The sequence below is a fragment of the Ewingella sp. S1.OA.A_B6 genome (assembly GCF_049889095.1).
In the GTDB taxonomy this organism is placed as follows: domain Bacteria; phylum Pseudomonadota; class Gammaproteobacteria; order Enterobacterales; family Enterobacteriaceae; genus Ewingella.
Genome location: NZ_JBLJFK010000004.1, coordinates 182007 through 201610, shown reverse-complemented (window position 1 = coordinate 201610; position 19604 = coordinate 182007). Strand labels below are relative to the sequence as shown.

The following is a 19604-nucleotide window of genomic DNA, read 5'->3' as shown; positions in this document are numbered from 1 at the left end:
CTCGTACACTGTTGAACCGAACGGGTTAACAGAAAGTAACGATTTAATCTCCGGTATTTTATTAGATAATTACCGAACTGATAAAGACAAGGTATGCTCTGAGGTGAGGCCCATAGAATTTGCGGCTTGTTCACTGAGGGGAATGCGTTGGGATACAGAATACCTGTTACGCTCGGCAGTATTGAACCGCTGGCGTACCAACCTTACAAACCCGGCAAGATTGCGCTGGTATGTGAAGGCGGCGGGCAACGCGGGATTTTCACCGCAGGCGTGCTGGACGAATTTCAGCGTGCGGGATTTAATCCGTTCGATCTATTTATTGGCACCTCTGCCGGTGCTCAAAATCTCTCGGCCTTTGTTTGCGGCCAGCCGGGATACGCTCGACGCGTCATTACCCGCTACACCACCAGTTCTCACTTTTTTAACCCACTGCGGTTTGTCCGTGGCGGGCATCTCATCGATCTCGATTGGCTGGTGGACGAGACGTCCAAAAATATGCCACTTGCGATGGACTCCGCTGAAAAACTGTTGATCGACGGCCGCGAGTTTCTTATGTGCGCCTGCCGAAGCGATGACTACACTGCCAACTATTTTGCGCCAACGCGCGAAAACTGGCTGCCAGTGATCAAAGCCTCAAGTGCTATTCCGGGTTTTTACCGCATGGGCGTAGATCTCGACGGTATTAGCTACCAGGACGGTGGAATCAGCGATGCCATTCCGGTCGAAGAAGCCTACCGGCGCGGTGCGGATACTATTGTGGTGATCCGCACCGTACCCTCTGCGATGTTCTACACGCCGCAGTGGATGAAGCGTATGGAACAGTGGCTGAGTGAAAGCAGTCTGCAACAACTGGTGCGCATGATGCAGCACCATGAAAGCAGCTATCACCGTATTCAGCAGTTCATCGAAAATCCACCGGGCGATCTGCGAATATTTGAGATTTTCCCACCCAAGCCGCTTGCCAGCCATGCATTAGGCAGCCGCTTACCTGCGCTGAATCAGGATTACCACCTTGGTCGTCGCTGCGCTCGTTACTTCCTTTCGGCCGCATCACACTGGTTTATTCCCCGTGAAAATGAACGCTCGATGCCGTTTATCACGCCGCGTAAAATCCGGCCGAGACCCATGGTGGTGCCGCAGGATAATCCAGATCATGTTATTCCGATTGCCGCTGCCAGCGCCGTCGAACAGATTCTTTTCGATCCCGCCGTGCTTACTGATATGGTGGCCGATGGTGGGATGGTGCGTCCGGCGGTGAGTGCATTTCATGATGAGACTCAACCCGCTGATCGTAACGAAATGCTGCACAGCGAAGAGAGCCGTTATAACGAAGGTGGAAAGTTGTGAGTTTCCACCTGATCGACACGCACTGCCACTTTGACTTCCCGCCGTTTACCGGTGCTGAAACTGAAAGCCTGCAAAAGGCGGAAATCGCCGGTGTGCATCAGTTGATCGTTCCGACCGTTACCGCCGACCGTTTTCAGGGCGTACTCGATCTGGCAAAAAACCATCCGCAAATTTTCGCTGCGCTCGGGCTGCACCCACTTTATATCTCCCGCCACAAGGATGCCGATCTCGAATTACTTGAGGGCTGGTTATCTCACCGTGATGCCAGGCTGGTGGCGATCGGCGAGATAGGTCTGGATCTGTATATGGAGCAGCCGCTGTTTGACCGGCAGCAACAGTTGCTTAAAGCCCAGCTTGTACTTGCGAAACGGGAAAATCTGCCGGTGATCCTGCATTCACGCCGCAGTCACGATCAACTGGCGGTGATGCTGCGTCAGGCCCGGCTTCCGGCCACCGGTGTGGTTCACGGTTTTGCTGGTAGCCTGTCACAGGCGCAGGTATTTGTGAAACTGGGATTTGCTATCGGCGTGGGCGGTACCATCAGTTATTCCCGGGCTCAGAAGACCCGCAATGTGATGGCGCAACTTCCTCTTTCATCGTTGGTACTGGAAACCGATGCACCCGATATGCCACTGCAGGGGTTTCAGGGGCAGCCTAACCGGCCTGAGCGTGCTGCCTCCGTGTTTGATGTCTTGTGTGAACTACGCAGTGAAACGCCGGAGCAGATTGCCACTGCGCTGCTTGATAATACCCGCCGCGTTTTTGCCCTGCCTGCTTGGCCGATCGTGAAGACCACCTCAATAGATCCTTAAAATCATTGTGTTATTTAAATAACATTTCTACGCATCATTCATCAATGTATGACATCTTTAAGGCCTTTTATCGCGTAATTACTTCCTTTTTGAATGTTATTATTATAACATTCACTGCGTAATCACCGGTCGGTAGTTACAGAGTGAGTGCCCCGGCTTCTCTTGTAGTAAAAGGGGTATACACTCTTTATTCAGGCCAAATTCTGAGCATAGAGCTGGCATTGTGTGACCTTGATCTCATTTCGCCAAGTAACGTTGCAGTGGGTTTTCATTTTGTGTGAAATACTGCACATAGCAACCTGATGTGATGTGTTCAAATAGTCACAACGAATTGGCAGATGCCAATCCAAGCGCGGTGAGAAGGATCTCAGTTGCCAGCGGAAATGATTCACCCTATTTCCCGCACGCTATCTTCAAGGAACCAAGTCCGCTCGCCAACCGTGCAGAATTCTGCTGATGCCACACGGCTTACCATGAATTCATGACTGTATGCTCAGTTCTGGCTGGTCGCTGGAATTGATAATTGTTGGAGAGTTTTATGACCGATTTAAACGCCGCAGCACAACGTGCACTGAACCTGATGGATCTCACTACCCTGAACGACGATGACACTGACGAAAAAGTGATCGCTTTGTGTCGTCAGGCAAAAAGTCCTGCCGGCAATACCGCTGCAATCTGCATTTATCCACGCTTCATCCCTGTTGCCCGTAAAGCACTGCGCGAGCAGGGTACGCCGGACATCCGTATCGCCACCGTCACCAACTTCCCACACGGCAACGATGACATTGACATCGCCGTGGCAGAAACCCGTGCTGCTATCGCCTATGGCGCAGACGAAGTGGATGTCGTATTTCCTTACCGTGCGCTGATCGCCGGTAACGAGCAGGTCGGCTTCGAGCTGGTCAAACAGTGTAAAGAAGCCTGCGCTGCCGCGAATGTGCTGCTGAAAGTGATCATCGAAACCGGTGAACTTAAGCAGGATTCGCTGATCCGTAAAGCATCCGAAATTGCTATCAAAGCCGGCGCTGACTTCATCAAAACCTCAACCGGCAAAGTGCCTGAAAACGCCACCTTGCACAGCGCAGAGCTGATGATGGGCGTGATTGCTGAGATGGGTGTTGGCAAAGCTGTTGGTTTTAAACCCGCCGGTGGCGTGAAAACGGCTGAAGATGCCGCGCAATATCTGGCTCTGGCTGACAGTCTGCTGGGCCGCGAATGGGCTGATGCACGCCATTTCCGTTTCGGCGCTTCAAGCCTGTTGGCCAGTCTGCTGACTACGCTTGGCCACGCTGACCAAAAATCGACCAGCAGCTACTGATTGTTATCGTCATTGCGCAGTCTTGAGCTGCGCTTTTGGCGACAGAAAGAACATCGGCTACCCCTACACCTCTATTCATCAAGGAGCACTCCGTGTTTCTCGCACAAGAAATCATTCGTAAAAAACGTGACGGACAGCCTTTAAGCGAAGAAGAAATTCGTTTTTTCATCAATGGTATTCGTGACAGCCAGGTTTCCGAAGGTCAGATTGCTGCATTGGCAATGACCATTTATTTCAATGATATGAACATGAAAGAACGTGTGGCGCTGACCATGGCGATGCGCGATTCCGGTTCGGTGCTTAACTGGAAAAACCTCAACCTCAACGGCCCTATTGTGGATAAACATTCCACCGGCGGCGTCGGGGATGTGACCTCTCTTATGCTTGGCCCCATGGTGGCCGCCTGTGGCGGTTATGTGCCGATGATCTCCGGGCGCGGCCTCGGTCATACCGGCGGTACGTTGGACAAACTGGAAGCTATCCCGGGCTTTGATATCTTCCCGGATGACAACCGTTTTCGCCGTATTATTCAGGATGTGGGCGTAGCCATCATCGGCCAGACCAGCTCGCTGGCACCGGCGGATAAACGCTTTTATGCCACCCGCGACATTACCGCCACCGTTGATTCTATTCCGCTGATCACCGCCTCCATTCTCGCCAAAAAACTGGCTGAAGGTCTGGATGCGCTGGTCATGGACGTTAAAGTCGGCTCCGGTGCATTTATGCCGACCTATCAGTTGTCGCAGGATCTGGCCCAGGCCATCGTTGATGTTGCCAACGGCGCAGGCTGCAAAACGACCGCGCTGCTGACAGACATGAATCAGGTATTGGCTTCCAGCGCCGGTAACGCGGTCGAAGTGCGTGAAGCAGTGCGCTTTCTGACGGGTGAATACCGTAACCCACGACTGCTGGAAGTGACGATGGCGCTGTGCGTTGAAATGTTGCTTTCTGGTGGTCTGGCAAAAGACGCCGCCGATGCCCGCAGCCAATTACAGGCTGTGCTGGATAACGGCAAAGCGGCAGAAATCTTCGGCCGCATGATTGCTGCGCAGAAAGGGCCGATCGACTTTATGGAACGCTACGACAGCTATCTGCCGCAGGCGACGCTAAGCAAACCTATTTACTCCGAGGAAGCCGGTATCGTCAGCGCAATGGATACCCGCGCGCTCGGTATGGCAGTGGTGTCACTGGGGGGCGGTCGACGCCGTGCCACAGATGCTATCGACTACAGCGTAGGACTGACGCATATGGCGCAACTGGGCCAGAAGGTGGATACCCAGCAGCCGCTGGCGATGATCCACGCTAACAGCGAAGAAGCCTGGCAACAGGCCGCCGAGGAAGTGCGCACCGCGATTATCCTTAGTGATAAAGCGCCTGAAAGCACGCCAGTGGTTTATCGCCGTATCAATTAACGCTGCCTCAATAAACAAATGCAAAAGGGATTGAAAAATATTCATGATGCCCCCAAATCAATATGATCAGTGTGTCGACCTTAACCGATGCACGCAACGAATAATCCAGCGCAGGAGTACAAGATGAAACGTACGTTTATCATGGTATTGGACTCATTTGGTATTGGTGCCAGTGAAGATGCTGAAAAATTCGGGGATACAGGTTCTGACACGCTGGGACATATTGCTGCCGCCTGCGCTCGTGGCGAAGCCAACGTGGGCCGTCAGGGCCCGCTGAATCTGCCGAACCTGACTCGTCTCGGACTGGCGAAAGCCGCCGAAGAGTCCACCGGTAAAATCCCTGAAGGGTTGGACGGTAATGCAGAAATTGCCGGCGCCTATGCTTATGCCAGCGAACTCTCCTCCGGTAAAGATACACCGTCCGGCCACTGGGAGATTGCCGGTGTTCCTGTGTTGTTTGACTGGGGTTATTTTAGCGACCTCACCAATAGCTTCCCGCAAGAGCTGCTAGACAAACTGGTAAAACGCGGCAATCTGCCCGGTTATCTCGGCAACTGCCACTCTTCGGGGACGGTGGTACTGGACGAGCTTGGTGAAGAACATATGAAAACCGGCAAGCCGATTTTTTACACCTCAGCTGACTCTGTATTTCAGATCGCCTGTCACGAAGAAACTTTCGGATTGGATCGCCTGTATGCGTTGTGCGAAATCGCCCGTGAAGAACTGACCGAAGGTGGCTACAATATTGGTCGTGTTATTGCCCGCCCGTTTATTGGTGACAAAGTGGGCCACTTCGAACGTACCGGGAACCGTCACGACTTAGCTGTAGAGCCACCAGCACCGACCGTTCTGAAAAAATTGGTCGATGAGAAGCAGGGCCACGTTGTCTCTGTCGGTAAGATCGCGGACATTTATGCGCACGTTGGTATCACCAAAAAAGTGAAAGCTACCGGTCTGGATGCGCTTTTTGACGCGACAATCAAAGAGATGAAAGAAGCCGGTGACAAAACTATCGTCTTCACTAACTTTGTTGACTTCGATTCTTCCTACGGCCACCGCCGCGATGTGCCGGGTTATGCCGCCGCGCTGGAACTGTTCGATCGTCGACTGCCTGAGCTATTGGAATGGGTGAAAGAAGACGACATTATCATCTTCACTGCGGACCACGGTTGCGACCCAACCTGGCGTGGCACAGAACATACCCGTGAGCATATTCCGGTGTTAATCTACGGCCCGAAAGTGAAACCGGGCTCGCTGGGCCACCGTGAAACCTTCGCGGATATCGGTCAGACGGTCGCGAAATACTTCGATCTGACACCGATGGACTACGGCAAATCCATGCTGTAAACCCTGCGTCTTTCGAGTTGTAGCGTTGTTGGCTTCACGCCTAGCTGCACCTCGAAATCCATTGGGTTTAATTTCAGTGATTTTCATACTCGTTTAAGGAAAGAAAATAATGGCAACTCCACACATTAATGCTGAAATGGGCGACTTTGCTGACGTAGTGCTGATGCCAGGAGATCCGCTGCGTGCTAAGCACATCGCGGAAACTTTCCTGCAAGACGTTAAGCAGGTGAACGACGTGCGTGGCATGTTGGGCTTCACCGGCACCTACAAAGGCCGAAAAATTTCCGTTATGGGCCACGGCATGGGTATTCCTTCCTGCTCAATCTATGCCAAAGAACTGATCACTGAGTTCGGCGTGAAAAAAATCATTCGTGTAGGTTCTTGCGGCGCTGTCCGTGCGGACATCAAACTGCGCGACATCGTGATTGGTATGGGCGCCTGTACGGATTCCAAAGTGAACCGTATGCGTTTCAAAGACCACGACTATGCAGCTATTGCAGACTACGACATGGTACGTAACGCCTCTGATGCGGCCAAAGCTAAAGGCATTAATGCCCGCGTAGGTAACATCTTCTCCGCTGATCTGTTCTACACGCCGGACCCACAGATGTTCGACGTAATGGAAAAATACGGCATTCTGGGCGTGGAAATGGAAGCCGCCGGTATCTACGGTGTAGCCGCAGAGTTCGGTGCGAAAGCGCTGACCATTTGCACCGTTTCCGACCACATTCGTACCCACGAACAAACCACTGCTGAAGAACGCCAGACCACCTTCAACGACATGGTTGAAATAGCGCTGGAATCCGTTCTGCTGGGCGATAAAGAGTAAGTTTTTTTCTTTCCGGACGAATGTAAAAATGGGGACTTTAACGTCCCCATTTTATTTAAATTTTTTAAGGTTTCTATTCATAAACTGAAATCTATAGCGCTTTTAAAGTCTCGCCGGGCAGGCAGTCGGGTCATCGGCTGGGGGGAACAGCCCAAGTTCAGTGCTTTTGTTGAACACCCACTGCATCCTGCATCTCATGTATTAATGAAGTTCTCACCACAAAACGTCAACGAAAATACCCAACGTTGGGCCGATCTGCTGCGCTGTGAGGCTTACGCTCTTGAGACGCTGATACAGACCAATATTCCTGCGGCAAGTGCGGAAATTTATACCGGATGGGCAGTCTATTTTTGGAGAAAGGTGCAGGAGGATACGCTGATCAGCCCCGAATTCCGCCAGTTCGCCAGTCAGATGCGGGATCAGGTTGAAGGACTTATCCCTGATATCCAGCGGTTAGCTTAATCCTTTTTCTCCCGGCTACGTTTTAGGCTGCGGTATGCTGCCTGAGCAGCTTGTTTAGTTTGCGCTTCAGTGGCCGGTTTTGCGGGAGCGACCGCGTCGTCAGGCTCGGTCATATTTAGCGTTGGCGGCGGGCCGAACTCATCGATTTCTTCTTCTTCTTCTTCCGGCTCGTCATCTTCTTTTAAAGGCTTGCTGGCGGTCAGCAGGAATGGCGACTGTTGCCAGCGACTACGGCGACCCTGCAACAGTGTGCGTGCCAGAATGATGCCTACGCCAAGGGCAGCCAGCATCATCAGGCGTAGCAGGTTGGTGGTGTTATCCACCTGTTTGGATTCTGTGGCCAGCACGTGGGTATCCAGTGTCAGGCGCAGGAAACCGCTCGGGCCGTCTTTATCTTCAATCGGTTGTACAATCTGGTGATTGAAATAACTGCCCGCGCGCTTGCCGTCGAGCGCCAGCCGGTCACGCACGGGGACCTTCTCACCGGCGTGGGCCACCAGTGAGCCATCCATCTCATAAACGCTGGCGTCAAGAATGCGACTGTTATCGGTAAGTTGATTCAAAATAGTGGAAATTTGTGCGATATCAGCGCCATCATTGTCGCTGTTCATCAACGGAGCCAGCGTAAAGGCCACCTGTTTCGCCAGTGTCTGCGCGAGTTGTTCCACCTGCTGGGATCGTGCAAGCTGATGTCCGAGGCTAAAATAGGATGCGCCTTGCATAAGCACTACCAATAAAGCGAGACAAATCAGTACGATAACCGTTCGGTGCAGGCGAAATTTCAGTTTGGCCTTTGCCATTCCATTTCCTTAAGATTTTCGACGACTTTAATGTTGCCAGAAGCGATACCGATAGGGTAGCTTGATGCGTCATTTATACCCTTCATCCTTCAAGCTGTCTCTGCGTTGGCTGCCTTCCTTCACCCCAGTTATTTACTGGAGTAAGCTCCTGGGGATTAATTCAGTTGCCGCTTTGATGCACCAAAAGCAGGCGCCTTTAGGCGACTCGAATGATTTTGGGTACGACCGTAAAACCCGTGCTTTCCTACTGACTTAACTGCCCGACAGGAGTAATCATGCCAAACAGTCTGACCTATTGCGATCTTCCCGCGGAGATCCATCAATGGCCGGGACTTCCCCTTTCTCTGAGCGGCGATGAAGTTATGCCGCTGGACTACCGCGCCGGGCACACTGGTTGGTTGCTGTATGGCAGGAAACTCGACAAAACAAGTATTACGCACTTTCAGCGTCGCTTAGGTCGCGCATTGGTGATTGTCAGCGCCTGGACCGTTGAAGATTATCAGGTTATCCGCCTGGCGGGGTCATTGACTGACGATGTAGAAGCGCTGGCTGAATCCTTCGAGCTGGATGTGACTCAGCTCGGCAAAGTCCCGTATATGCGCACGCCGGGCCTGCTGGTGATGGACATGGACTCCACTGCGATTGAGATTGAATGCATCGATGAGATCGCCAAATTGGCGGGCGTGGGTGAGCAGGTGGCTGAAGTCACCGAACGGGCGATGCGCGGCGAGCTGGATTTTGCCGCCAGCCTGCGCCAGCGCGTGGCGACGCTGAAAGATGCCGATGCCAGCATTTTGCAGCAGGTGCGTGAAACCTTGCCACTGATGTCGGGGCTAACCCGCATGGTGCAGCGTCTGCAAGAATTGGGTTGGCATGTCGCTATCGCATCCGGCGGCTTCACTTATTACGCGGAATATCTGCGCGATCAGTTGAACCTGATTGACGTGGTGGCCAATGAACTGGAGATTCGCGACGGTAAACTCACTGGTCGGGTGATCGGGCCGATTGTCGATGCGCAATACAAAGCCGATACTTTGCTGAAGCTGGCGGACAAACTGGGCATTGCGAAAGAGCAGACCGTAGCAATTGGCGACGGTGCCAATGATTTGAAAATGATGGCCGTGGCAGGAATGGGCATTGCTTTCCATGCTAAACCGAAAGTCTACGAGCAGGCTGAAGTGTGTATTCGCCACGCTGATTTAATTGGCGTGCTGTGCATTCTCAGTGGAAGTGTGGCATAAGTTTTTAAAATTAAACCAAGAGGTACGTTGTGGCAAAAGCAGCAAAACGGGCATTTGTGTGTAATGAATGCGGTGCAGATTATCCGCGCTGGCAGGGGCAATGCAGTGCCTGTCAGGCCTGGAATTCCATTACCGAAATCCGTTTGTCGGCGTCGCCGACCGTGGCCCGCAACGAACGTCTGACGGGCTATGCAGGTGATACTGGCCTCAGCCGGGTACAGAAGCTGTCGGATATCAGTCTCGATGAGATGCCACGCTTTAGCACCGGTTTTAAAGAGTTTGACCGCGTACTTGGCGGTGGCGTTGTGCCAGGCAGCGCCATTTTGATCGGCGGTAACCCCGGCGCAGGTAAAAGTACGCTGTTGTTGCAGATTTTGTGCAGCCTCGGCGAAAGTATGAAAACCCTGTACGTGACCGGCGAAGAGTCTCTGCAGCAGGTGGCGATGCGTGCTCACCGGCTTGGGCTGCCGACTGCCAATATGAACATGTTGTCTGAAACCAGCATCGAACAAATTTGCCTGATTGCCGATCAGGAAAAGCCGAAGCTGATGGTGATTGACTCCATTCAGGTGATGCACATGTCGGATATCCAGTCCTCGCCTGGCACGGTGGCGCAGGTACGAGAAACCGCAGCCTACCTGACACGCTTCGCAAAAACCCGTGGCGTGGCGATTGTCATGGTCGGTCATGTGACTAAAGATGGTTCTCTCGCTGGACCCAAAGTGCTGGAGCACTGCATCGATTGTTCGGTGATGCTCGACGGTGATGCCGATTCTCGCTTCCGCACGTTGCGCAGCCATAAAAATCGCTTTGGAGCGGTGAACGAATTAGGCGTTTTCGCCATGACCGAACAGGGCCTGCGCGAAGTCAGTAACCCTTCTGCTATTTTCCTCAGTCGTGGTGATGAAATCACTTCAGGCAGTTCAGTGATGGTGCTGTGGGAAGGAACGCGCCCGTTGCTGGTAGAGATTCAGGCGCTGGTGGATCACTCAATGATGGGTAATCCGCGACGCGTGGCCGTTGGCCTGGAACAAAACCGTCTGGCGATCCTCCTGGCCGTGTTGCACCGCCACGGCGGTTTGCAAATGGCCGATCAGGATGTTTTCGTTAACGTGGTCGGTGGCGTGAAGGTCACTGAGACCAGTGCCGACTTAGCCCTGCTGCTGTCGCTGGTCTCCAGCCTGCGCGATCGTCCGTTGCCGCAGGATCTGGTGGTGTTTGGTGAAGTGGGTCTGGCCGGTGAGATACGTCCGGTGCCGAGCGGGCAGGAGCGCATTGCCGAAGCCGCCAAACACGGTTTTAAGCGCGCGATTGTCCCTTATGCCAACGTGCCTAAGAAATTACCTGCCGGAATGCAGGTCTTTGGGGTGAAGAAACTGGCCGATGCGCTGGCGCTCCTTGATGATTTGTAACAACGTCAATATGTTGCTCTTGCCATGAGCTATGCTATTTTTGTTTAGCAAACTAAACATGAGGTGAGGACAAGGTATGTCGCAGTTCGATTATCTAAAAGCGGCCATTAAACAACAGGGACGCACCTTACAGCAGGTAGCCGATGCCAGCGGAATGACCAAGGGGTATCTGAGCCAACTGCTAAACGCCAAAATCAAAAGCCCGAGTGCCCAGAAACTGGAAGCCCTGCACCGCTTTCTGGACCTTGAATTCCCGCGTCGGGAGAAAAAAATCGGCGTTGTGTTTGGTAAGTTTTATCCATTGCACACCGGACACATCTATTTGATCCAGCGTGCCTGCAGTCAGGTAGACGAGTTACACCTTATCATGGGCTATGACGAGCCCCGCGATCTTGCCCTGTTTGAAAACAGTTCGATGTCACAACAGCCGACGGTCAGCGACCGGCTGCGTTGGTTACTGCAAACGTTCAAGTATCAAAAAAATATTCATATCCATTCCTTTAACGAAGAGGGAATGGAGCCGTATCCCCATGGCTGGGATGTGTGGAGCCGCGGCATCACGGAGTTTATGGAGAAAAAAGGCATCAGCCCCAATACCATCTATTCCAGCGAAGAAAATGATGCGCCGCAGTACCGTAAACATCTGGGGATCGACACCGTACTTATCGATCCTAAACGCTCATTTATGAAGATCAGTGGTTCCCAAATTCGTCAGGATCCGTTCCGTTATTGGGATTATATTCCGACTGAAGTGAAGCCTTTTTTTGTTCGCACTGTGGCGGTTCTGGGCGGCGAGTCCAGCGGAAAATCCACACTGGTCAATAAGTTAGCCAATATTTTTAATACGACCAGCGCCTGGGAATATGGCCGCGATTATGTCTTTTCGCATCTGGGCGGCGATGAAATGGCGCTGCAATACTCTGACTATGACAAGATCGCGTTGGGTCAGGCACAGTACATTGATTTTGCAGTAAAATATGCCAACAAGGTTGCTTTTATTGATACGGATTTTCTGACTACGCAGGCATTTTGTAAGAAGTACGAAGGCCGTGAGCATCCGTTTGTTCAGGCACTGATGGATGAATACCGCTTTGATCTGGTGATCCTGCTGGAAAACAATACGCCATGGGTGTCCGACGGTCTGCGCAGTCTCGGCAGCACCACGGACCGCATGACATTCCAGAATTTGTTGATCGACATGCTCAAAAAGAATGCGGTCAATTATGTCCACGTCGAATCTGCGGACTACGATCAGCGCTTCCTTGAATGTGTCGAACTGGTGCAGACCATGCTGGCCGCTGACACCTCCCGGGTACGCCATCCGGCTAAATAAAGCGGTGCACAGTGCATTGTCGTGAGTGCGAAGATGACGAGTCTCTTCGCCACTCTTCGTCAAAATCCTCCGTAATCACCGTTACGTTTTTTTTAGAAAGCGACCACAATCTTGCCCTGCATATGGCCGTCGAGCACTTTGGCATGTGCGGCTTTGATGCTTTCAACGCTCAGACCCTGAAGCGTTTCACTCAGTGTGGTTTGCACTTTGCCTTCATCCACCAGGGCAGCAACTTGTTTTAGGATCTCACCCTGCTCGGCGATATCCGGTGTGTTGAACATGCTGCGGGTGTACATCAGTTCCCAGTGCAGCGCGGCGCTTTTCAGCTTCAGCGTATTCATATCCAGCGGTTTTTCATTTTCGACGATGGTACAGATGTGGCCCATTGGCGCAATCAGATCACTGATGGCGGCCCAGTGACCATCCGTGTCGTTGAGGCAAAGAATGTAATCGACCTGTTTGATGCCATGTTTCGCCAGCTCACCTTTCAGATCCTTGTAGTTCACCGTCAGGTTAGCACCGCGATCCAGACACCACTGGGCTGATTCAGGGCGTGACGCCGTGGCAATAACTTTGACCTTGCTGCGTAGCGAAGCAAAGGGGATCGCCAGCGAACCCACACCGCCTGCGCCGCCGATCACCAGTAGCGTCTTATCTGCTGAAGCATGCTGAATATTCAGATGTTCAAACAGGGCTTCCCAGGCGGTCAGCGCGGTGAGCGGCATGGCGGCAGATTGTGCCCAGTTCAGGGTTTTCGGCTTGACCGAGACAATGCGTGAATCGATAAGCTGCTCGGTGGCGTTGCTACCGGAACGGGTGATGTCTCCGGCGTACCAGACTTCATCACCAGCCTTGAAATTTTTCACCGCGCTGCCGACGGATTTGACGATGCCGCTCGCATCCCAGCCCAGCACTTTTGGCGAATCCAGACCGTTTTTCTGAACGCTTTTATGCACTTTGGTGTCAACCGGATTGACTGATACGGCTTTCACTTCCACCAGTAGATCAAACTCTTTAGCGACCGGCTGAGGGAGTTCAACGGCAATAAAATGGGCCGGATCTTTCGGATTCACTGCAATGGCTTTAAGTGTCATGTTCTTTTCTCCAGTAAGGGTTATAGAGAGTCTAGGCCTCATAGGTTGGCTTGTTCTATTGATTTTATGCTGTGACTCAGGATTGCCGCGAAGTGATGGCGTGCGAAAAAGGGATCGGGAAAGTTTGCTGACCGTGCGAGGTGGGGTGCGGCATCACCGCGCAGAGTTGCCCCGGCTTCATGATTGAGCCGTCGAATGACTCCATTGTCTTGAACGTATGCCCGCAATTGATGTTCTGACACTGGTTATATCGCTCTTTGGTGTTCTCACTCAGGTAACGGCTTGAACGGGTATGCGCGGCATATTTGCAAATCGGACAATGGAACATGGGTATCACCTCAATCACTCGCCTTTGATGTAGAGATCTTATCCACTTTAATCATATAAAACAAATTGTTAAGTGTATCTTTGGTGGTTTATTCATCGGTGTCATACGATACGTCCGTAAGCCTGACCTCAAGCTCCAGGCCCGTCGTGTAACCGTTATTGCTGAGTGAGTGGGTCACTTAGTGATCACCCACGGCTGTTCGTCTATGACGCGCTTAAACCCTCTCACCGCCACCGGCGTCTCAGGGTATAAATCGGCGCGCCCCATGGCCAGAGTGAGGGAGAACTCCGCCACGCCGCGTTGCAGCTTGTCCCATTTGGCCGCCGCTGCGCGGATGGCCTGCGCCTTGCTGGCATAGGTGGTCGTGATGGCAAAAACGTTATCCGCCTCTCCGGCCATATATTCACCTTCTTTTGCCTCGGGCGTTTTCACTGGCGCTTTGGCTTTCGGCGCGGCTTTGGCTTTCGGGTGCTGCAGCGCGCGCAGGTGCTGCACCTTGGGCTTACGCTGGATTTTGACTTTCTGCTTTTTGGGGTTGGGGTCTTTGGTGTGCAACCATTTCGCCGTCACGCCGGTGTAAGCGCCCCGGTCAGCAATGGCGAACTGATGGCGATCCCCGTCCCGGCGTTCGATGGTCATCGCCGGTATCGGTTTGCCGCTGGCTGTGGTGCCGTTTCCGGCTTTCAAAAACAGCAGCTTGCCCGCTTTAATCGACACCTCCGCCCCGTTGCGGGTGGCCAGCCGGGTCAGAAACTTGGCGTCAGACTCCTGCGACTGGTCAATGTGAGCAAGGTTGATCGCGGCCAGTTCACGGGTCACGCTGGCGGTCAGCGTGTTGCGCGTGGCTATCTGCTCGACCACTGTCCCCAGCGTGGTATCGTGGTAAGACACCTCGCGCCGTGCATTGAGGGTGCCGCGAAAATCCGCACTGCGCGCCCGAATGGTCAGGAGGTGATCCGCTTTACGGACTACGCATTATAAACCCAGAATAACGATGACACAGCCGCCTGACAGGGCGGTTTTTTTACGCCTGCGCCATGAGGCCACCAGACGCACGACACGTCGCGAATGTCCCCACGCACATCAATATTGCGCGAAGATTGGAAAACCTCTCCACGGCCCGCTCAGGCGCAGGAATAAAACCCTGCAAAACACGTTTGCGCGCAATGCTATCCCCGCCACGCCTGCCCGCTTTATAGGGCGGTTTTAATGCAGTTGCGTGTTCCATTGAGAACCGCGCCGGTACTGGTGCGGGATGGCAATTAATAATTTTTTGAAAAAACGCGAATTCATGCACCATGAATGCAGTAGTCTTTATTTATTAGCCACTTGAGAGATGGTGATAAGGTGCTAGTAAATGACATTTAGATAATGTTCATGACGTACGTGGTAGATAAATGATGAACTAACACAGAAATAATCTGATTTTTGGTTCCGACATTGGGGTATACATAATTGTCACAGACCGATATTCCATTTTCATTACCCCGCATACCTTGCCAATAGCACTACGGCTTTTTATATCTGCCATCACAAAAAAATCATTATTATTATCATTTGACCCATGAGCTTTTCGCTTTTAAATTACTGGTTGGATATCCAGTTAAATTTTTTTGATTTACAAACAGTATTAATTCTCTCAACAAGTTAAAAAGGGAAAAACTATGCCTGGCTTTAATTATGGTGGTGGGGATGGCGACGGGACGAGCTGGAGTTCCGAGAGTGGAAATGAGCCTGAACCCGGCGGAGGAAATCAGGGGAATGCGGGCAATCAAGATAGTGGTGGTAACTCCAACGCGGCGAACTCAGCGGTTCAGAAGCAAGTTTCGTCTATTCAAAACGACCCCGTCATCAGACAGAAGTTATCCAGCCTGATACAGGCAGCTATCAGTATTAACTATGCGGCAAAATTACGGATTGAGACCATTGACGCCAATGGAAAGATGGGGATTTCTGTCGAAGGTTTAAATGCAGAGCAAGCGGCAAAGATTGGCTTAGGTGGCATTATCATGGGATTTGTTGATGGAACAAACAATCCGGTTGCTATTGGTAATATTGATACTGGGCACCCGTTGGCTTCCGGAAATACGCCCATTTCGGAGAACGGGGATAGCCGTCTGGTGACCTTTAACAACGAGCTGGCTGTGGAGACAGGTTATCAGGCCAACTATCGCTCAATGCTGGAGCGCGCGCATCAGTTGGCGCAGTCGCAGTCGGTGGGGGCGGCAAACACCGAGCAGCTCAGGGCGGACTTTATCCGGGACCGTGCGACCTTCCGACCGGCTGATTTGGCGGCCATCAATGCGGAGCTTGACCGGGCTACGGTAGCTGAAACCGGCTATCAGGCCAACTATCGCTCGATGCTGGAGCGCGCGCGGCAACTGGCAGAGTCGCAGTCGGTGGGGGCGGTGAACACGGAGCAGCTCAGGGCGGACTTTATCCGCGACCGTGCGGGCTTCCGTCCGTCCGACCTCGCTGCCATCAACGCGGAACTCGACCGGGCCACGATAGCGGAGATGGATTATCAGGCCAACTATCGCTCGATGCTGGAGCGCGCGCGTCAGCTAGCAGAATCCCAGTCGGTGGGGGCAGCAAACACGGAGCAACTCAGGGCAGACTTTATTCGTGACCGTGCAAGCTTCCGATCAGTTGACCTTGCTGCCATCAACGCGGAGCTCGACCGGGCCACGATAGCGGAGATAGGTTATCAGGCTAATTATCGCTCGATGTTGGAGCGTGCGCGGCAGTTGGCCCAGTCACAATCGGTTAGGGCGGCGAACACGGAGCAGTTGCGAGCAGACTTTATCCGCGACCGTGCGGGCTTTCGTCCGGCTGACCTCGCGGCCATCAACGCGGAGCTTGACCGTGCCACTCAGCTCGCACAAGCCATGCAGGCACGTCAGATAGCAACTGATACACTGAAATTGATGAGTGTACAGTCCGTACGCGGAATATCCGTTAGTTCCTCAGCGGTGGGGTCACCGCTGAGCTGGGCGGTAGCTGGCGGCGGTGGAATTACGCTGGGTGATGATATCGCTGGCATGGTCTGGGGCAGGATCAGCGCCGCTCTCGCTGAATTACGCGGTATTGCTACCGCCAGTCTGGCCGGGCCGGTGGCTGTGACGATTATGGGGCTGTTGTATTCGAAAGAAGTGGGTGCTGGTAGTGACCTGGTGCCGGGACGGGATATCAGTACGTTGATCTCCGGAGATGTATTATCTCTACCCGATTCTGCAACATTAAATCATGCAGCTGATACACATACATCGGTCACGATACCTGTTCGTGCCCGTATGGTATTGCGGACAGACGATATACTGGAAACCCAGTTGGTGCGAACGCCGGTGGCGGGTAGCGTACCGGTGGTGCGTGCGATACTGGATAAGGACACTGGTTACTGGGGCTATGCGTTGCCAATGATGCCGGGCGTGCCGGCTCAGACCATTCTGGTGAGTCCGGCGGATGCGCCGGGTGTGAACGGCCCGCTGGGGCTGACGGGTCCGGTCCCATTGCCTGAACGTATTGTGCACACAGGTGATCAGGGTGTAGTTTCGCAGGGTGTGACAGTGACAACGACGCCAGTGCTGGGTGACCTGGATTTTCGGGACTTCATTCTTATTTTCCCCACTGAATCAGGGCTAAAACCACTGTACGTGATGCAAAACAGCCCTTACGGTGAGGTGACAGACAAAGGTAAGTATAGTGGTCGACCTTATAATCCTGATAAGGCCGGTGGTGCAGTTCAGGATCTGGACTGGCGTGGTGTGGTGATTGACCAGGTCGGTATTGATCAGGTGAAACTGCATACCGGACGTTTTGGTAAGTCAGATGCCAACAGCGTGATGATTGACCGTCTGGATAAAATTTTGAAGGGCGAATTACAGGCCACGAACATTGACAAACGTTACTACACGCATGAAATTAGGGAACTTGAACGATATCGAGTGCTTGGTGTTCCTGATGGTGTGGAGGACAAAAGTGTCTGGAATGATGCTCATACCGCAAGTCTAGAGGATTATAAAGTTAATGAAAGAATGGAACCTTTATATACACCTGATGCAGAAAAAGCCTACGAAGAACAAGAAATGAGGGGAAATCATGACTGATTTTAAATTAATGATCGAAAACGAAAGTGTGGAAGATGTTTTATTATATTTAGCACCATTTAGAGCATTCCCTGATGTTGATCGAATGTTTGTTCGTTACAAATTTGACGTTATAGAAAATGCTATACTTCCTACGGTATATAGAAAATTATTGGATGAAGGAAAACTAGTCAACGATGCCCAAGGACATACAAAAAAAGGACCTCATTGGAAGGAACCTGCATTTGTGACGCAAAAAAAATATGGCATTTCATAATGATTTACTAAATTCAGCCTCAGACTTGGGGCTGAATTTAAAAACCTAAAATAATAAATATACAGGTTATGTAAGTATCCCAGATTTTTGTTCCACGTACTTATTGAGATTTTCGGTTTCTCAGCCAGCGTTCCGTGTTCTCCCGTGCTTCGTTCAGCGTTCTGAATAGGCAAAAATCCAGCATTTCTGTCCGTTACATTCGGGTAAAATGTTCGATAAACGCGTTCTGGGTTGGCCTGAAAAACCCGGCCATTCATCACCGCCTAGAGGGGCGTGATATCAGCGCTTTGATACCGGGAGATACGTTATCCCTGCCGGATGCTGCTGCCCTAGTTCATGCCGCTGATACGAATACACCTATTAGTTTACCGGTGCGCGGGCGAATGGTGTTGCGGGATGACGGTTCTCTGGAGACCCAGCTTGTACGCAATAGTGTCGCTGGCAGTGTTCCAGTGGTGCGTGCATCACTGGACCCGGTGACGGGGTATTGGGGTTATACGCTACCGGCAATCGCGGGTGTACCATCCCAGACGATTTTAGTGAGCCCGGCAGATGCGCCCGGGGTAAACAGTCCCCTGACGCTGAACGGTCCGGTTCCTTTGCCTGAAACAGTGGTGAACACTGGGGGCCAGTGTCTGTTCCGCAGGGCGTGACGTTGACAGTAACGCCGGTAGCGGAAGATCTGGATTTTTCAGATGTTATTCTGATTTTCCCTGCGGACTCCGGGCTTAAACCCTTGTATGTAATGTTACGCAGCCCTCGAAACATGCCCGGCACCGCGAGCGGTAGCGGTCAACCCGTTGGGGATAACTGGCTTGGTGATGCTGGAGTAGGTGATGGTGCGCCGATCCCTAGTCAGATTGCAGATAAGCTGCGTGGAAAGACGTTCGGGAGTTTTGATTCGTTCCGTCGGGCTGTATGGAGTGAAGTTGGAAAAGAACCAACGTTGTCCAGCCAGTTCAAAGGTAATAACAAGAAGGCCCTTGAGAAAGGATACTCTCCTTTCCCCCCCTGAAGCCGAGCAAGTAGGTGGGCGTACTCGTTATGAACTCCATCACATCACCCGAATTAAAGATGGCGGAGCTGTTTATGATGTTGACAATATTGAAATCTTAACGCCAAAAAGGCACATCGAGCTTCATAAAAATGGTGAATAACATGGACAAAACAAATATTACTGAATATACCGAAGCTGAATTTTTGGCTCTTGTTAAGAAAATCTGCGATGCAGATTATGACTCCGAAAATAAACATACAGAGGCTGTACTGCTGTTTAAGAAATTAACAGAACATCCAGATGGTTCTGATCTTATCTACTACCCAAAACAAGAACACGGTGACAGTCCTAAAGAAATTGTTAAAACCGTCAAAGAATGGCGAGCTGCTAGCGGCAAACCGGGATTTAAGCCTTAATCATTAAGTAAATGCGGCTCTCGTAATAGGAGCCGCATTAAACCCAGCAGTCAGATCAGGTCTGAGCTACTACACGTAAGGCTTACGGTGTCAT

Annotated in this window: 19 protein-coding genes and 2 pseudogenes; 16 read left to right on the top strand and 5 right to left on the bottom strand. The window is 52.0% G+C overall.

The annotated features are described in order from the left end of the window. Nucleotides 1–147: 147 nt before the first annotated feature. From ACMV8I_RS12040 to ACMV8I_RS12010, 7 genes are all read left to right on the top strand, one after another. Nucleotides 148–1347 (top strand): patatin-like phospholipase family protein, encoded by a 1200-nt coding sequence (locus ACMV8I_RS12040; protein ID WP_498865454.1) that lies wholly within the window; start codon nucleotides 148–150, stop codon nucleotides 1345–1347. Then, nucleotides 1344–2159 carry a TatD family hydrolase gene (locus ACMV8I_RS12035; protein ID WP_498865453.1) on the top strand — a complete coding sequence of 272 codons (816 nt, stop codon included), beginning with the start codon at nucleotides 1344–1346 and terminating at the stop codon, nucleotides 2157–2159. Before ACMV8I_RS12040 ends, ACMV8I_RS12035 begins: the two co-directional genes overlap by 4 nt. Nucleotides 2160–2697: 538 nt before the next feature. Continuing rightward, nucleotides 2698–3477, top strand: a complete 780-nt coding sequence (deoC, locus tag ACMV8I_RS12030; RefSeq protein WP_498865452.1) for a deoxyribose-phosphate aldolase — start codon at nucleotides 2698–2700, stop codon at nucleotides 3475–3477. Between the two features lie 92 nt (nucleotides 3478–3569). Then, nucleotides 3570–4889, top strand: coding sequence for a thymidine phosphorylase (deoA, locus tag ACMV8I_RS12025; protein WP_498865451.1), 1320 nt, complete (start codon nucleotides 3570–3572; stop codon nucleotides 4887–4889). A 123-nt stretch (nucleotides 4890–5012) separates the two neighbouring features. Further along, nucleotides 5013–6236: a phosphopentomutase gene (gene deoB, locus ACMV8I_RS12020; RefSeq protein ID WP_498865450.1), complete on the top strand. Its 1224-nt coding sequence runs from the start codon at nucleotides 5013–5015 to the stop codon at nucleotides 6234–6236. A 109-nt stretch (nucleotides 6237–6345) separates the two neighbouring features. Next, entirely contained in the window at nucleotides 6346–7065 is a 720-nt protein-coding gene (gene deoD, locus ACMV8I_RS12015; RefSeq protein ID WP_498865449.1) for a purine-nucleoside phosphorylase, read from the top strand. A 204-nt stretch (nucleotides 7066–7269) separates the two neighbouring features. Next, nucleotides 7270–7527, top strand: a complete 258-nt coding sequence (locus ACMV8I_RS12010; RefSeq protein WP_498865448.1) for a hypothetical protein — start codon at nucleotides 7270–7272, stop codon at nucleotides 7525–7527. Here ACMV8I_RS12010 and ACMV8I_RS12005 read toward each other — a convergent pair. After that, nucleotides 7524–8327, bottom strand: coding sequence for a YtjB family periplasmic protein (locus ACMV8I_RS12005; protein WP_498865447.1), 804 nt, complete (start codon nucleotides 8325–8327; stop codon nucleotides 7524–7526). The genes ACMV8I_RS12010 and ACMV8I_RS12005 overlap by 4 nt on opposite strands. Before the next feature lie 275 nt (nucleotides 8328–8602). Between ACMV8I_RS12005 and serB the strand changes: the two genes are divergently transcribed. The 3 genes from serB (at nucleotide 8603) to nadR (ending at nucleotide 12313) form a co-directional block, all read left to right on the top strand. Next, on the top strand, nucleotides 8603–9568 hold the full coding sequence (serB, locus tag ACMV8I_RS12000; RefSeq protein ID WP_498865446.1) for a phosphoserine phosphatase: 966 nt from the start codon (nucleotides 8603–8605) through the stop codon (nucleotides 9566–9568). A 29-nt stretch (nucleotides 9569–9597) separates the two neighbouring features. Beyond that, nucleotides 9598–10980 carry a DNA repair protein RadA gene (gene radA, locus ACMV8I_RS11995; RefSeq protein WP_498865445.1) on the top strand — a complete coding sequence of 461 codons (1383 nt, stop codon included), beginning with the start codon at nucleotides 9598–9600 and terminating at the stop codon, nucleotides 10978–10980. Between the two features lie 76 nt (nucleotides 10981–11056). Then, nucleotides 11057–12313 (top strand): multifunctional transcriptional regulator/nicotinamide-nucleotide adenylyltransferase/ribosylnicotinamide kinase NadR, encoded by a 1257-nt coding sequence (nadR, locus tag ACMV8I_RS11990; RefSeq protein WP_498865444.1) that lies wholly within the window; start codon nucleotides 11057–11059, stop codon nucleotides 12311–12313. A gap of 92 nt (nucleotides 12314–12405) precedes the next feature. On the opposite strand, the gene ACMV8I_RS11985 is transcribed toward nadR, so the two are convergent. The 3 genes and pseudogenes from ACMV8I_RS11985 to ACMV8I_RS11975 form a co-directional block, all read right to left on the bottom strand. Beyond that, nucleotides 12406–13407, bottom strand: a complete 1002-nt coding sequence (locus ACMV8I_RS11985; protein ID WP_498865443.1) for a zinc-binding alcohol dehydrogenase family protein — start codon at nucleotides 13405–13407, stop codon at nucleotides 12406–12408. 76 nt (nucleotides 13408–13483) lie between these two features. After that, the gene (locus ACMV8I_RS11980) at nucleotides 13484–13735 is read right to left on the bottom strand and encodes an ogr/Delta-like zinc finger family protein (protein WP_498865442.1); all 252 of its coding nucleotides are present in this window, start codon (nucleotides 13733–13735) and stop codon (nucleotides 13484–13486) included. A gap of 88 nt (nucleotides 13736–13823) precedes the next feature. Then, nucleotides 13824–14686, bottom strand: a pseudogene (locus tag ACMV8I_RS11975) (contractile injection system protein, VgrG/Pvc8 family); the annotation flags it as partial. Nucleotides 14687–15399: 713 nt separating this feature from the next. Between ACMV8I_RS11975 and ACMV8I_RS11970 the strand changes: the two are divergent. Further along, nucleotides 15400–17841: an S-type pyocin domain-containing protein gene (locus ACMV8I_RS11970; protein WP_498865441.1), complete on the top strand. Its 2442-nt coding sequence runs from the start codon at nucleotides 15400–15402 to the stop codon at nucleotides 17839–17841. Then, nucleotides 17834–18097 carry an immunity protein gene (locus ACMV8I_RS11965; protein WP_498865440.1) on the top strand — a complete coding sequence of 88 codons (264 nt, stop codon included), beginning with the start codon at nucleotides 17834–17836 and terminating at the stop codon, nucleotides 18095–18097. The genes ACMV8I_RS11970 and ACMV8I_RS11965 overlap by 8 nt, the downstream gene beginning before the upstream one ends. Before the next feature lie 121 nt (nucleotides 18098–18218). On the opposite strand, the pseudogene ACMV8I_RS11960 reads toward ACMV8I_RS11965, so the two are convergent. Continuing rightward, a pseudogene (locus ACMV8I_RS11960) lies at nucleotides 18219–18335 on the bottom strand (integrase core domain-containing protein); the annotation flags it as partial. A 49-nt stretch (nucleotides 18336–18384) separates the two neighbouring features. Between ACMV8I_RS11960 and ACMV8I_RS11955 the strand changes: the two are divergent. Genes ACMV8I_RS11955 through ACMV8I_RS11940 form a run of 4 tightly spaced genes read left to right on the top strand, consistent with a single transcriptional unit; the run spans nucleotide 18385 to nucleotide 19510 of the window. Then, complete coding sequence (locus ACMV8I_RS11955) at nucleotides 18385–18750, top strand: S-type pyocin domain-containing protein (RefSeq protein ID WP_498865439.1); 366 nt, start codon at nucleotides 18385–18387, stop codon at nucleotides 18748–18750. Next, nucleotides 18729–19112, top strand: coding sequence for a pyocin-S2/colicin E7-DNase domain-containing protein (locus ACMV8I_RS11950; RefSeq protein ID WP_498865438.1), 384 nt, complete (start codon nucleotides 18729–18731; stop codon nucleotides 19110–19112). The genes ACMV8I_RS11955 and ACMV8I_RS11950 overlap by 22 nt, the downstream gene beginning before the upstream one ends. Next, complete coding sequence (locus ACMV8I_RS11945; RefSeq protein ID WP_498865437.1) at nucleotides 19027–19254, top strand: HNH endonuclease signature motif containing protein; 228 nt, start codon at nucleotides 19027–19029, stop codon at nucleotides 19252–19254. Before ACMV8I_RS11950 ends, ACMV8I_RS11945 begins: the two co-directional genes overlap by 86 nt. Before the next feature lies 1 nt (nucleotide 19255). Then, nucleotides 19256–19510 (top strand): bacteriocin immunity protein, encoded by a 255-nt coding sequence (locus ACMV8I_RS11940; RefSeq protein ID WP_498865436.1) that lies wholly within the window; start codon nucleotides 19256–19258, stop codon nucleotides 19508–19510. The last annotated feature ends 94 nt before the right edge of the window (nucleotides 19511–19604 follow it).